Below are 12,247 nucleotides of genomic sequence, written 5' to 3'. Positions count from 1 at the left end.
GACTGAAGCGTCTTGAAGACCAGCAGCTCCGTGTCGGGCAACTGCCGGTATGAGCCCAGCGAGCTACCGAGCTGCTCCACCCCGCGTCGGTATGGCTTTACCTTACGCGATGGGGAGGGAGAACGCCAAACGAGTTGCCCGGCCCCCGCCGGACCCCGTCGGCGGCCTCGGGAAACGCCAACCGGGTTGCCCCGGCCCTTCCGCGCGGGGCGGGAGAGCCAGGACAACCCGGTCAGGCGCACTGCTGTTGTGCTTGTGCTGGTACCGGTGCCGCTATGGGCTCGGCGGTGGTGACGCTCCGGTGGCCGGTGGCGACGCCCCCGCGGCTGGCGGTGCGGCCGTGGCCGCCTGTTCCGCCGCGATGGCCCGGTTGATCGCCGCGGAAAGCTCCTGCTGCGCCTGGCCGTACAGGGCGAAGTCGCCGGCCTTCAGTGCCGCGTCCGCCTTCTGGATCGCCTTCTGGGCGTCGTCGAGGGCGGCCTTGACCGACGGGCTCTGGCCCGGCGGCGGGGTGGAGGCACCGGGTGTCGGCGTGCCCGGGGCGGGCGTACCCGTACTCGGCGGTGTGGTGCCGCCCGGCGGCGCCGGGGCGTTGGGATCGTCAGGAGTCACCGACGGTGGCGCACCGGCAAACAGCACCGCCAGCGCCTGTTCGAGGGTGTTCTCGAAGGCGATCTTGTTGCCGTACGACGCCAGCACCTTCTGGAGCAGCGGGTACGAGTTCGCCGCCGCGGCTCTCACGTACACCGGTTCGACGTAGAGCATGCCTCCGCCCACCGGAAGGCTCAGCAGGTTGCCGTACACGACTTGCGAGTTGGTCAGCTGCAAGACGTTGAGGACCTTGCCGACTTCCGTATTGGACGTGAACACGTTCTGCATCTGTTCAGGCCCGTTGATGGCGGTTGTCGACGGCAAGGTCAGAAGTCTGAACTTGCCGTAATCCGGCCCTGGTTGGGCGTTCACGGCGAGGAATGCCGCCATGTTCTGCCGCTGATTGGGCACGAATGCGCTCGTCAGTCTGAAGGACTGCGCCGTCTCCGCGGGCTGTCCCTGCGCCGGCGGCATCTTCATCGACAGGTAGTACGGCGGTTGCTCGCCGCCCACCTGCTTCGCGCTCGTGGGGTCCTGCGGGACCTTCCACACGTCGGAGCCGTTGAAGAACGTGCGCGGGTCGGTCACGTGGTAGCGGGTCAGCATCTCGCGCTGCACCTTGAACAGGTCCTGCGGGTAGCGCAGGTGCTGCATCAGGCCGTCCGAGATCGCCGACGCCTTCTTGACCGTGCCGGGGAACGCCTTCATCCACGTCTTGAGGACGGGGTCCTTGTCGTCCCACTGGTACAGGGTCACCTTGCCGGAGTAGGCGTCGACGGTGGCCTTGACCGAGTTGCGGATGTAGTTGACGTTGCCGGTGTTGCCGACCGCGCCGCGCCGCTCGTCGGCACGGACCGCCGAGTCGGTGGTCGCGTCGCCCAGCGTGGTGCGCGTCGAGTACGGGTAGCCGTTCGACGTCGTGTACGCGTCCACGATCCACAGGATGCGCCCGTCCACCACGGCCGGGTACGGGTCGCCGTCGATGGTGAGCCACGGCGCGACCGCCTCGACCCGCTCCTTCGGCGTGCGGTTGTACAGGATCTTCGACTTGTCGTTGATCGAGTCGGACAACAGGATGTTGCCGTCCGCGAACTTGGTCGCGTACAGCAGCTTGTTGAACGTCGACCCGATCGGCACGCCGCCGTCGCCCTTGTAGGTGTACGTCGCCTGACCGCCCGGCAGCTTCTCGTCCGGGTAGTCGATCTCGGTCGGCGTGGCGCCGCTCGGCGCGCCGACGATGGAGTACTCCGTCGTCTTCTCGCCGAAGTAGATGCGCTGCTCGTACTGGCCGAGCGGGCCCTGTGCGCCGTCCGCGGTGATGTCCGAGACGATGAACTCGGGCTTGCCCTCGACCGTCACCCGGTTGCCGTCGGCCGCGACGACGCCGTAGCCGTGGGTGTACTTGGTGTGGTCGTTGACCCAGTTGCGGGTCTGGCCGCCGTTCGGGTTCAGCTCGCGCAGCGCGATCACGGTGTCCTGCGTCTTGCCGTTGATCGCGTAGCGGTCGACGTCGAGCGTGCGGCTGAAGCCGTAGAACTGCTTCAGCTGCTGGAGCTGCTGGAACGTCGGGCCCACGATGTTCGGGTCGAGCAGGCGGATGCTGGCCGCGCCGGTGGCCTCGTCGAGCAGGCCTGCGCGCGTGTCGACGGAGCCTGCGTAGCCCTCCGCCTGCACGTCCGCTATTCCGTACGCCTCGCGCGTCGCCTGGATGTTGCGTTCGATGTACTTGGCTTCCTTCGACTGCGCGTTCGGCTTGACCTGGAAGCGCTCGACGATGAACGGGTACAGGCCGCCGATGAGCACCGCGGACAGCACCATGAGGCCGAAGCCGATGATCGGCAGCGCCCAGGTGCGGCGGAACACGTTGACGAAGAACAGCACGGCGCAGATGAGCGCGACGATGAACAGGATCGTTTTCGCGGGCAGCACCGCGTTCGCGTCCGTGTAGCGGAGGCCGGTGAACTGCGAGGCGGACTTGAAGTCGCCCGAGGACACCGCCAGCGAGTACCGGTCGAGCCAGTAGGCGACGGCCTTCAGCAGCACGAAGAGGCCCAGCAGCAGCGAGATGTGGGCCTGTGCGGCGGGGGTCGCCCGGGCGCCCGGGCTCTGTACGCGGAGGCCGCCGTACAGGTAGTGCGTCAGCACCGCGACGACGAGGCCGACCACGACCGCGACGAACCCGAAGTTGACCAGGAACCGGTAGAACGGCAGGTCGAACGCGAAGAACGAGACGTCCTTGTGGAACTGCGGGTCCTCGACCCCGAAGGACACTCCGTTGACGAACTGGAGCCAGGTGCCCCAGTGCCCGGAGGCGGAGGTCCCGGCGATGACGCCGACGATCAGCGACAGGCCGATCAGGACCCACACGCGGAACGGCGCGAGGGCCGACCGGTAGCGGTCCAGGCTTTGCTGCTCCATCGACATGCCGCGGAACGCGGGCCTCAGCCGATAGGCGAAGTACATGTTGAGGCCGACCGCGGCCGCCATGAGCAGGCCGAAGACCAGGAACAGTCCGAGTCGCGTCCACAGGCGCGTCGTGAAGACGTTGCCGTAGCCGACCGACTTGTACCAGAGCCATTCAGTCCAGAAGTTGGCGAAGAGCACCCAGGCGACGCCGACCACCACGATGATGGCGAGCGTCAGCAGGAGTGTTCGCAGACGGCGGGACGGGGCTCCCAATCTGATGCGGCGACCTCCGGGGTCGCCGCGTTCGGGCATCTGAAAAACCAAGGGTGCGCACCTCGATCATTACCTGGTTGCGCCCGGTCGGCGCTCGACTCGTCAACTTACCGAGCCCGGCCATGGTTCCCCACCGACACGGCGGAAGTGTCCGGGGGACGAGGCGGTGCGCCGTACCGGGATGATGGGGGCATGACCGTTGCACTGACCCAGGCCGTCGTGGAGATCGAACGCCACGTCGCGGCGTTCGGGTGGGACCAGCCCGCCCGACTGTACGCGCTCGTCGACACCGCCGCTCTGGTGCGATCCGAGCCACAGCTGGCCAAGGAGCTCGGGCTCGCCGCCGAGGAGGGGGCGGCCACCGCGCTCACCCCGATCGAGCAGGACGAGATCCCGAACGAGACGCCGATCGACGACTTCCTCGCCGGGATCGCCTGGCCCGACCCGGTGCTCGGCTGCGCGATCGTGCTCGAACGCCTCATGCTGCCGCCCGCCGCGGAGGCCGAGATGCCGACCACCGGGACCGACGAGGAGATCGCCGCGTGGGTCGCCGAACGGCCGGACCGCCAGGAGGTGCGGATCGCGGTCGGCGTACTGCGCGACGGTACGCGCGAATCCGTGCTGCGGCTGCGCGAGAAGGACTCCGACCTGGAAGTGCTGTCCGGCGCGGATCTCGTCCCCGGGCTGGCCGAGGCGCTGCGCGCGACGTTCGCGTAGCCGTGACGGCTGCTACTTCTGACACTCGGTCAGGGTGCCCTGTCCGGTGCTGATGACGCCGAGGGCGGCCATCGCGTCGTCGAGCGTGTCGACCTGCACGAGCGTGAGGCCGCTCGGCTTGTCCTTGGCCGCCTCGGCGCAGTTGCCCTTCGGCGTCAGGAAGTACTTGGCGCCCGCCCGCTTCGCCGCGATGGTCTTCATCGTGACGCCGCCGATGGGTCCGACGCTGCCCTTGTCGTCTATCGTCCCGGTGCCCGCCACGAACTTGCCGCCGGTCAGGTCGCCGGGGCTGAGCGTGTCGATGATGCCGAGCGCGAACATCAGGCCCGCGCTGGGGCCGCCCACGTCCTCCAGGTGGATGGTCACCTTGAAGGGGAACTTGGGCAGGACGCCGGGGGTGATGCCGACGACCGAGCGGCCGTCGTCCTCGGCGGCGACGGTGGTCAGCGTGACGGTGCGCTGCGTACCGCGCGCGTCGGCCGGGTCGACCACGAACTCGACGGTCTCGCCCGGCTTGTGCCGGGTGATCGCGGCGCCGACCTCGTCCTCGACGCGGACCGGGGTGCCGTCGACCGACAGGATGATGTCGCCCGCGTGCAGCTGCCCCGTGGCCGGCATGTCCTTGCTGACCTTGGCGATGACGACCTGCTTGTCGACCGGGATGCCGAGCTTCTCGAACGCCGCGACCTTCGCGTGCTCCTGCGAGGACGTGAACTCCTCGGCGTTCTCCTGCTCGACCTGCTTCTCGGTCTTGTCGTCCGGGTAGAGGCTGCTCTTCTTGACGACGTCGGCGTCGTCCTTCACCCAGCCGACGAACGCGCCGAGCAGGGGCATGTCGTAGCCCTTGCTGGTGACCGAGACGGTCGTCATGTTGAGGTGCCCCGAGGTCGGGTACGTCTGCGCGTCCTCGACTTCGATCACCGGCTTGCCCCGGTAGTCGCCGAGCGTGTTGACGGTCGGGCCCGGGGTCAGCTCCCCGTACGGCACCGACGTGAACATGGCCGCAATAGCCAGGGCTATGAACATCAGGCCGGAGACGACCAGGGTGGCGGTACGACGCGACATGAGCGCGACACTACGGCACGTCGCGGCGCCCGGCAGCGCGGGGCTCGTCGGCGTTCGGGTCGGCCGGGGATCGGGAATCGCCCTCGACGACGCGCGTCAGCACGGCCTGGAAGCGCTCGTAGTGGGCGACGGAATCCTGCATGTCCTGCGGTCCGCGGGTGCGTCCGCGCCATGAGGTCCACAACACGATGCCGAGCAACGCCACCGTCGGAATGGCCCACCAGCCCGCGATCGACAGCATGCCGCACCCCCGCCCGAAGCCCAACGGATTAGTGCGTTAATCGTATCTATCGGATGCTAGGGATGCATTTCGGACTATTGACCGATTCACCCGATCTGCCCAAGGCTCCCGGGAGTTCGAGGCGGTCAGCAGGCGCCGACCCACTCCGTGGTGCCGTCCGCGAAGACCTGGTGCTTCCAGATGGGCACCTCGTGCTTGAGGGTGTCGATCAGCCGGCGGCACGCGTCGAAGGCCTCGCCGCGGTGCGGGCACGACACCGCGACCACGACCGCGATGTCACCGACCTCCAGCGTTCCGACGCGGTGCACGGCGGCCAGCGCCGACACCGGGAAGTCCGCGACGACCTTCTCCGCGACGCGCCGCAGCTCGGCGACGGCACTCGGGTGCGCGGAGTACTCCAGCGCGGTGACGCCCTTGCCGCCGTCGTGGTCGCGCACGGTGCCGACGAACAGGTCGGTGCCGCCGGCGGTCGGGTGCCCCACCGCCGCGAAAACCTCGTCGACCGAGAGCGGTGTCTCCCGGATGTCGAGGAGGCGGATGACATCGGTGTCCATGTGCATACCTTCCACTGCCTGGATACCCATCTGGCGCAGTATGCCCCGGCTGAGCGCGGCGGCGATACGGCACGTCCACGACTCGGATCGCGCGGCTCCCAGGGCCGCTCCGCGGTCGGGCGACGGCCGGGCGGGGCCGGGCGGTCAGATGCCGCGCCGCTTGCGCACCTTCCGTACGATCGCCGCGGTGCCGATGAGCGCGACCGTCGCGCCGGCCGCACCGAGCGTCGTGGCGTCCTTGCGGCCGAGCCGCCGGGCGACCAGCGCGTGGCGGCCCTCGACGTCCTCGAGCAGCGCGGCGAACGCCAGTTCGTTGGTCCACAACGGGCGCCACCCCGCATCGCGCAGGCGCGTCGAGGGGACGACCCAGCCGTGCATCGCGTACGCCAGGTCCCCCGCCGGCGCGGGCGTGATGCCGAGCCGGTGCAGGCGCTCGGCGGTCCCGAGGGCGAGCGTGGCCGGCAGCTCCATGCGCCGCATGCCGGACAGCTCCTCGATCTCCTCCTGCTCCAGCCAGCCGTCGCACCCGACGGTGACGACGCCCTCGACCTTGCCGAGTGCCGCGTACACCAGCGCCTCGGCGAGGTCGTCGACGTGGCAGAACTGCCACTGCGGGCGGCTGCCGGACACGACCAGCAGGCGCGGCGCCTCGAAGTGCCGGGTCATGACGCTGTCCGCCTCGGGCCCGCCGACCAGCGTGGCGGGGCGTACCACCGTGACGTTGAGCGCACGGTGGGCGCGCGGCGCGCGGGCGGCCAGTTCCTCGATCTCCAGCAGGTCGCCGATCAGCGACGCGTCGGCGGTGGCCTTGAGCGGGGCGTCCTCGTCGAGCGGGGTCTCGTTCTCCGGGAGCGCGCCGTAGACCATCGCCGACGTGCACAGCACGACACGTGGCACCCCGGCGGCCGCGGCGGCCGTCAGGACGGTCTGCGTCCCGCGTACGTTCCGCGCGCCGCGCGCCCGCGGCTCCGAATCGAGCGAGAGGTCCAAGGCCAAGTGCACGACGACGTCGACCCCGTCGAGGCGCCCGGCAAGGGCCGGATCGCGGACGTCCATGATCCGCCACTGCGCGCCGGGGATGTCACCGCGCCGCTCGTCGATCGCGACCAGCCGTTTGACCTGCTCGTTCTCCACCAGGAGCTGGGCCACCCGGTGGCCCATCCCGGAAGCCGCTCCGGTGACCGCCACGACCGGGCGCGCGCCCGGGCCCATACCGCGTCGGGTCTCGATATCGGCCTCCTGTGGCGTCGCTTCGGTGGTCTCTGCGGGCGTCTCCGTGGACCCGTCCGCCGACCCCCCGGCCGACCGGTCCCGCCCACTCCGCCCAGAGCGAACGTGCGGAGGCTGGGAACTCACTGACCGCCTCCCGTGGTTAGTTTGGTGTGTGCGGCTCGCCTACGTTTACCGAGGAGTACGCGTCCGGAAAGCCCGCATGTGACGCAGCATCCGCAATCCATCCTGCCCGAGGTGTGGCCATGACCATGACGCGAGGCGCGTTTCCGCGCCGCGACCGGTCGCCTTCCCACGCCCCGGGACAGGTCAAACGAGGCGCGGCAGGCCAGGCAGGCCGCCGCCACACCCCCGGCGACGGGGGTCGGCACGGAGGTTGTCATGGGTGACTTCCCCTTCGGTTTCGGCAAGCCGACGGGCGGCGGTGATCCGGACCGTCACGACCCTGATTCCTCCGACGCGCCAGGCGGGTCGGGAAGTTCCCCGGGCTTCGGATTCGGCGGGTTCGGGGCCGAGGGCTCCGGCGGGTCCGGCGGCGCGGGCGGATCCGGTGGCTCGGACGGCGGCCCGGGCTCCGGCTCCGGGTCCGGCGGCAAGGGCCCGGGCGTTCCCGGCGGCCCGGGCGGGTTCGACCCGTTCGGCGGCGGCTCCGACAACCCCTTCGGGGGTGACAACCCGTTCGGCGCACTCTTCGGCAACATGAACCCGGCCGACCTCGGTGCGGCGTTCCAGCAGCTCGGCAAACTGCTCTCGTACGAGGGCGGGCCGGTCAACTGGGACCTCGCGCACGACATCGCCCGGCAGACGGTCGCCCAGAAGGGCGGCGACGCGAGCGTCGGCCAGGTGGACCGCAACGCGGTGGCGGAGTCGGTGCGGCTCGCCGAGCTGTGGCTCGACGAGGCGACCTCGCTGCCCTCCGGCGCGTCCACGACGCTGGCCTGGAGCCGCGCCGAGTGGATCGAGGCGACCCTTCCGCAGTGGAAGGCGCTCGTCGAGCCGCTGGCGACGCGCGTGGTCAGCGCGATGGGCGAGATGATGCCCGACGAGATGCAGCAGATGGCCGGGCCGCTGATCGGCATGATGCGCGGCATGGGCGGCGCGATGTTCGGCGCCCAGGTCGGCCAGGCGCTCGGTGCGCTGGCCGGCGAGGTCGTCGGGTCCGCCGACATCGGCCTGCCCATCGGTCCCGCGGGCCGGGCCGCGCTGCTGCCCGCCAACCTCGCGGCCTTCGGGGCCGGCCTGGGCCTGCCGCAGGACGAGGTACGCCTCTACCTCGCCCTGCGCGAGGCCGCCCACCAGCGGCTGTTCGCGCACGTGCCGTGGCTGCGGCAGCACCTGTTCGGGGCCGTCGAGGCGTACGCGCGGGGCATCAAGGTCGACATGAGCCGCCTTGAGGAGGCCGCCGGGCGCATCGACCCGACGAACCCGGAGGCGTTGCAGGAGGCGTTCACCCAGGGACTCTTCGAGCCCGAGGAGACGCCGGCGCAGAAGGCCGCGCTGGCGCGCCTGGAGACGGCGTTGGCCCTGGTCGAGGGATGGGTGGACGCGGTCGTGCACGCCGCCGCGGCGCCCCGGCTCCCGTCCGCCGACGCCCTGCGCGAGACGCTGCGCCGCCGCCGCGCGACGGGCGGACCGGCCGAGCAGACGTTCGCGACCCTTGTCGGCCTCGAGCTGCGGCCGCGGCGACTGCGCGACGCCTCACGGCTGTGGGCGTCGCTGGCGGACGCGCGCGGCGTCGAGGGCCGGGACGGCCTGTGGGCACACCCGGACATGCTGCCGACCGCCGACGACCTGGACGACCCGGACGGCTTCGTGCACCGCGAGGAGCTGGACCTGTCCGGCCTGACCGCGCAGCTCGACAAGGACCTGGAGTCGCTGGAGGACCAGGCCGACCAGGGCGAGCAGGGCTCCGACGCCGACGCCGGTGAAGGTACCGAAGGCACGGACGGCACCGACGACAAGGACGGCCGCGACGCGGGTGACGGCGGGCCGGACAAGGACAAGGGCTAAGGCAGGGCTGGGCCGGGAGCGGGCCGGTCGAGGACGCAGGGACGACGGCGCCTGACGAGTGCGGCAGGGTGAGCGCATGACTTTGCATGAGGACGCCCGCCGGGTGCTCAAGAGCTGGCAGGCGCCGAACGACGCGCAGGCGCGGCTGCGCGACGCCTATGTGGCCCACTTGGACGCGTACGACGACGGCGTGTGGCGGTCCCGTCGGGAGGGCCACATCACGGCGAGTGCGCTGGTGGTCGATCCGGCTCAGGGCCGCGTCCTGCTGACGCTGCATCCGAAGGTCGGTCTCTGGCTCCAGACCGGAGGGCACTGCGAGGCCGCCGACACGACGCTCGCCGGCGCGGCGCTGCGCGAGGCCGTGGAGGAGTCCGGCGTGGCGGCGCTGACGCTGTTGCCCGAGCCCGTGTCGCTGGACCGCCACGAGGTGCGCTGCGGCGGGCCCGACGCGTGGAGCGTGCACTTCGACGTCGAGTACGTCGCCGTGGCCGCTCCCGACGCCGCGGTCCGCATCAGCGAGGAGTCGCTGGACCTGCGGTGGTTCGCGTACGACGCGCTGCCCGAGCTGACCGACGACGCGTTGCGGACGCTGGTCGCGCGGGCCGTGGTCGCCCTCGGCTGAACCGCGCACCGACAAATGCGGGAACACGAGCGCGGGGCGCGTCCGGTGTCGGACTCGCCCCGCGCTCGTGTATCGGTCCCTGCCGCGCGCTTCCGCGCGTTTCCGCGCGCTCTCCGCTCGTACGCCCCGGGTCAGCTGCCCCAGGTGTTGCCGCGCATGCCGCCCTGCTGACCCATGCCGCGGTTGGCGAGGAAGCCGCCGGGTGCGGTGAAGGACGTCGGGGGCAGCAGCTCGCTCGGCTGCACGATGACGTAGCCCTGGCCCTGGAAGCTGAGGTTCCAGCCCTCGCCGGTGCCGCCGCGGCGGCTCCAGATGCGCTGCGAGGTGAGCTGCGCCTCCATGCGCGTCACGAGGCTCGTGGACCACGCGATGACCGCGTCGGCGTCCGCGAAGCACTCCTGCTGCGGGGTCACCTGCATGACCAGCGGCTTGCCGGAGGTCATGACGGCGAGCTTGCCGGTGCCGCCCACCTCGAGGTTGTAGCCGCCGACGCCGGCGATGCCGGTCTCGCTCTCGATGCGCACGACGTTCCAGCTCAGCGTCGAGTCGAGGGCCAGCACGTACTGCCCGTCCACGGTGAGGCCCTCGTTGTTGAGGTCGATCACGTGGATGGCCTGCGCCATGTTCGCGAGGAACACCGTGCCGTTGCCGCTGCACCGCATGAGGTTGAGCTGCTCGCCGGTCTGCTGCGCGGCCCGGCGCTCGCCGCCGCTCTGCAGGTGGCCGTCGAAGTCGACGCCGCCGGTGAACGCGACCATGGTGCCCTTGCGCGCGAGCACCTCGCGGTTCTGCGCGCCGAGGAGGACGCGCAACATCTGCCTGTTCTGGAGGGCCCAGCGCTCCTGGGACTGGACCTCGGTGTAGCCGAACAGTGAACTCTGCATGGTTTCTCCCCGCTCAGCCGCGGATGTGGAAGCGGTCGGTGGAGTCCTCCGACGGCTGGACGACGACGAACCCGGCACCGCTGAACGCGACCTGCATCGCCTCACCGGTGCCACGGCCGACCAGGGCACCCATGCGCGCGGACCGCTTGCTCTTGATGCGGAGGCCGGTGGACCACGCCACCAGCGCGTCGGGGTCGACGCACGTCTCCTGCTGCGACGGGTCGAGGACGACCGGCGTGCCGCGGGTGGTGATGGCCACCCAGCCGTTGCCGGCCAGCTCGATGTTCGTCATGCCGTTGCCGCTGAACTTGTTGGCGATGCCGGAGACGAACCCGATCGACTTCGTCAGCTGCGCGTCGAACGCGAGGATGTTCGCGCCGTTGACCGAGATGCCGTTGCCCTGGAGCTGGAGCATGACGACGTCGGCCCCGTAGTCGGCGAGGAACAGGTCGCCCTGGCCCGAGCACTGCATCAGTTCGAGCTGCTCGCCGGCGGCCCGGCCGCGGATGCGGTTGCCGCGGCTCTCGCGGTACGGGCTGAAGGTGATGAACCCGTTGTAGGCGATCATCGAGCCCTGCTTGGCGAACAGGTCGTAGCCCTGCTGCATGCTCACGCGGCAGATCTTGTTGCCGTGCGGGCTCATCCGCGCCGTGGGTGCCTGCTGGCCGTACGTGGCGAGCATCTGCTGCTGGTCCATGATCCCCTCACACCTCGTACGGCTGGACGACGATGAAGTGGCCCTGCATACCCCGGAATTGCAGCGACACGGTCTCGCCGCTGTGGCCGGGGTACGCCGTACGACGTACGCGTACCGCCGTGCTGGTCGACACCTGCATGCCGTGCGTCCACGCGACGATCGCGTTGGTGTCCGCGAAGGTCGGGGCGCCCGGGTTGACCGGGAGCACCATCGGGATGCCCTTCGTCTTCACGACGACGGTCCCGTTGCCGCTGAAGGTCTGCACGAACAGGCCGCCGCCGGGGATGCCCTGGCCCTCGATACGGGTCGGTTCGAGGGTCAGGCCCTCGTCCCACGCGAGGACGTTGGCGGCGCTCACGCACAGGCGGTGGCCGGCGAGCTCGACCAGGTGGAGGTTCGCGGCCTCCTCGGCGAAGAACACCTCGCCGTCGCCCTCGCAGCGCATCAGCTCCATGGACTGGCCGGTCAGGCGGTTGTCGCGGCGCTGACCGAAGCCCTGGCCCTGGAACTTGAAGTCGACCTTGCCCTGGTAGGCGACCATGCAGCCCTGCTTGGCGATCACCTTGACGGTGCTGCCGGCCAGGGACGCGCGGATGAGCTTGGGGTTCTGCTGGACCCAGCGGCCCTGGCCCTGGACCTCGCGGAACTGGTCGAGGCCGTAGCCGTACTGGGCCTCCATCGGCAGGCCGGCGGGACCCATGCCCGCCTGGTTCATACCGCCCTGGGCGGTGCCCAGCTGCAGGCCGGCCGGCTGGCCGGGCATACCCGGCTGACCCGGCATCCCGGGCTGACCCGGGAACTGGCCAGGGGGCATCTGACCGGGAGGCATCTGACCCGGCATACCGGGCATCGGCGGGGCCATCTGGCCCTGCGGCATGCCCTGCGGCGGCGGGAACTGGCCGGGAGGCATCTGACCGGGCGGCATTTGCCCCGGGGGCATCTGACCGGGAGGCATCT

General features: G+C 70.6%; 11 protein-coding genes. 3 read left to right on the top strand and 8 right to left on the bottom strand.

The genetic code is table 11. From position 1 onward, the window contains the following. Nucleotides 1-273 precede the first annotated feature (273 nt). Nucleotides 274-3,309 carry a UPF0182 family membrane protein gene (locus tag AB0C36_RS40890; protein WP_358364306.1) on the bottom strand — a complete coding sequence of 1,012 codons (3,036 nt, stop codon included), beginning with the start codon at nt 3,307-3,309 and terminating at the stop codon, nt 274-276. Between the two features lie 153 nt (nt 3,310-3,462). Between AB0C36_RS40890 and AB0C36_RS40885 the strand changes: the two genes are divergently transcribed. Continuing rightward, complete coding sequence (locus AB0C36_RS40885; RefSeq protein WP_358364304.1) at nt 3,463-3,987, top strand: PPA1309 family protein; 525 nt, start codon at nt 3,463-3,465, stop codon at nt 3,985-3,987. Nucleotides 3,988-3,999: 12 nt separating this feature from the next. Here the strand turns inward: AB0C36_RS40885 and AB0C36_RS40880 are convergent, their stop codons facing one another. From AB0C36_RS40880 to AB0C36_RS40865, 4 genes are all read right to left on the bottom strand, one after another. Next, nucleotides 4,000-5,052 (bottom strand): YlbL family protein, encoded by a 1,053-nt coding sequence (locus AB0C36_RS40880; RefSeq protein ID WP_358364302.1) that lies wholly within the window; start codon nt 5,050-5,052, stop codon nt 4,000-4,002. A 10-nt stretch (nt 5,053-5,062) separates the two neighbouring features. Then, nucleotides 5,063-5,293: a hypothetical protein gene (locus AB0C36_RS40875; protein WP_358364299.1), complete on the bottom strand. Its 231-nt coding sequence runs from the start codon at nt 5,291-5,293 to the stop codon at nt 5,063-5,065. Nucleotides 5,294-5,418: 125 nt separating this feature from the next. Then, nucleotides 5,419-5,847, bottom strand: coding sequence for a molybdenum cofactor biosynthesis protein MoaE (locus AB0C36_RS40870; protein WP_358364296.1), 429 nt, complete (start codon nt 5,845-5,847; stop codon nt 5,419-5,421). 144 nt (nt 5,848-5,991) lie between these two features. Further along, entirely contained in the window at nt 5,992-7,203 is a 1,212-nt protein-coding gene (locus AB0C36_RS40865) for an NAD-dependent epimerase/dehydratase family protein (RefSeq protein WP_435839220.1), read from the bottom strand. Between the two features lie 255 nt (nt 7,204-7,458). Between AB0C36_RS40865 and AB0C36_RS40860 the strand changes: the two genes are divergently transcribed. Together AB0C36_RS40860 and AB0C36_RS40855 are read left to right on the top strand one after the other, a co-directional pair. Further along, complete coding sequence (locus tag AB0C36_RS40860; RefSeq protein WP_358364291.1) at nt 7,459-9,087, top strand: zinc-dependent metalloprotease; 1,629 nt, start codon at nt 7,459-7,461, stop codon at nt 9,085-9,087. A 76-nt stretch (nt 9,088-9,163) separates the two neighbouring features. Then, nucleotides 9,164-9,709 carry an NUDIX hydrolase gene (locus AB0C36_RS40855; RefSeq protein WP_358364288.1) on the top strand — a complete coding sequence of 182 codons (546 nt, stop codon included), beginning with the start codon at nt 9,164-9,166 and terminating at the stop codon, nt 9,707-9,709. A 131-nt stretch (nt 9,710-9,840) separates the two neighbouring features. Here the strand turns inward: AB0C36_RS40855 and AB0C36_RS40850 are convergent, their stop codons facing one another. The 3 genes from AB0C36_RS40850 to AB0C36_RS40840 form a co-directional block, all read right to left on the bottom strand. Further along, on the bottom strand, nt 9,841-10,593 hold the full coding sequence (locus tag AB0C36_RS40850) for an AIM24 family protein (protein ID WP_358364286.1): 753 nt from the start codon (nt 10,591-10,593) through the stop codon (nt 9,841-9,843). A gap of 13 nt (nt 10,594-10,606) precedes the next feature. Further along, complete coding sequence (locus tag AB0C36_RS40845) at nt 10,607-11,290, bottom strand: AIM24 family protein (RefSeq protein WP_358364283.1); 684 nt, start codon at nt 11,288-11,290, stop codon at nt 10,607-10,609. Nucleotides 11,291-11,297: 7 nt separating this feature from the next. Further along, nucleotides 11,298-12,247, bottom strand: a 950-nt coding sequence (locus tag AB0C36_RS40840; RefSeq protein ID WP_358364280.1) for an AIM24 family protein, incomplete at its 5' end; no start/stop codon positions are given.

This window comes from Streptodolium elevatio (assembly GCF_040649515.1).
GTDB classification, from domain to species: Bacteria; Actinomycetota; Actinomycetes; order Streptomycetales; family Streptomycetaceae; genus Yinghuangia; species Yinghuangia elevatio.
Note: the sequence above shows the minus strand (reverse complement) of the source record. Positions and strands in the feature narration are given on the sequence as shown.